Source organism: Amycolatopsis circi (genome assembly GCF_003385235.1).
Lineage (GTDB): Bacteria > Actinomycetota > Actinomycetes > Mycobacteriales > Pseudonocardiaceae > Amycolatopsis > Amycolatopsis circi.
In genome coordinates this window covers 1-1484 of sequence record NZ_PQIA01000286.1, presented here as the reverse complement: position 1 = coordinate 1484, position 1484 = coordinate 1, and the positions used below count along the sequence as shown (strand labels likewise).

The 1484-nt window shown below is 70.3% G+C and carries 1 protein-coding gene; it reads right to left on the bottom strand.

The window, feature by feature from the left end; genetic code table 11:
• Positions 1 to 399 precede the first annotated feature (399 nt).
• On the bottom strand, positions 400 to 1305 hold the full coding sequence (locus tag D0D37_RS46285; RefSeq protein ID WP_116206893.1) for a serine hydrolase: 906 nt from the start codon (positions 1303 to 1305) through the stop codon (positions 400 to 402).
• Positions 1306 to 1484 lie beyond the last annotated feature (179 nt).

Here is a 1484-nt window from a genome sequence, read left to right as displayed (position 1 = left end):
GGCCTGGGGAAACCCCGCCCTGCGCTGACTCCCCGGACTCCCCCGGCCCAAGTCCGTGAGGGGAACCCTGAGGGACTCTGAGTCCCTCAGGGTTCCCCTCACGGACATCTCGGCGGGTGTTTCCTCCCCGCCGAGGAAACAGGAAACCCCTTGTCTGCCTTCGTTCCCGGATCGCATTCTGGGTGCACGCCGCTCGTTCCGGGCGGTTCGCCGAGAATCACGGAAACCCGGATAACCGCGAAATCACGCTATTTCGCGGGCAGGGTTTTCCGTGCCTGGATCCGGGAGGGAGGTGCGGGAAATGCAGACGCACGGAATCGTTCTCATCCTCACGCTGCTGGGCCTGGCCTGACGGGAACCGGCCGGATCCGCCGCGAGGGCGGATCCGGCCGGACCGGCTTATCCGCGAGCCCGCAGATGGTCCCGCAACGCCCGAGCGACCCGCGCCATCAAGATCTCCGCCTCCGGCTGAATCGCCGCGGGCACCCGGGATTCGGTGAGCGCGGCGACCGCGAACGCCTGGCCGTCCGAGTGCTCCACCACCCCGATCTCGTGCCGCAAGTTCAGCAGCGTCCCGGTTTTCGAGGACCACTTCGCGGAATCCGAGGCGAAATCCGGTGCCAATCGTTGCCGCAGCAGGTTGTCGCCCATCAGCTCGCGGACCCGCGCGGACACGTCCGGGTCGATCTTCGACGGCGTCCACAACGCAGTCAGCAGGTCGGCGAACGCACGGGCCGAACCGGAACTCGCCCGCGAGACGTCCAGCTGCCGCACCGGATGCCCTTGTCCCTCAGTCACCGCGCCGATCGCGAGCGAGTGCGCGAGGTGCACCTCGGCCGCGGCGAACCGTTCCACCGGCGTATCGCTCAGCTCCCGCACCGAATGCCGCACCGAGATGCCGGTGATGCCCCAGTCCCGCACCGTTCGCGTGACCTCCGCGGGCGAGGTGAGGGCGAACAGTTCGTCGGCCGCGGCGCTGTCGCTGATCGAGGAAGCCAGGTACATCAGATCGGCCACCGCCAGCCGCGCCGGATGGCGGAAGCGCGACAGCCCGGTCGGCCCCGCCGTGTCGATCCGGTCGGGTTCGATCTCCACCTGCTGCGCGCCGTCCAGCTCCCCGCGCCGGATCCGGTCCTGGGTCACCGCCACGAGCGGGACCTTGACCAGCGACGCGGTCGCGAACTCCAGATCGGGCTCGATCCCGATCTCGCGGCCGGACCCGAGGTCTCGGACGAGGAACGAGCCTCGCAGCCCGCCTTCGTCGAGTTCGTCCCGCAGCCGCGCCAGCAGCGCCTCAGTGTTCACGGCGTCAGTCTGCCGCAACGTTCGCGCCGAGACAGCGGGCGATCGCCGCGCGCAACGGCGTCCGCACCCGGTCGACGTCGTCGCCCAGCCCCGCCGCCACGTCGTACCCCCGCGCAAGCCGGACCCCGCCGACCGGCCGCCACGCCAACCCCAGCTCCCGCGCCTGATCCGCCGAGCAC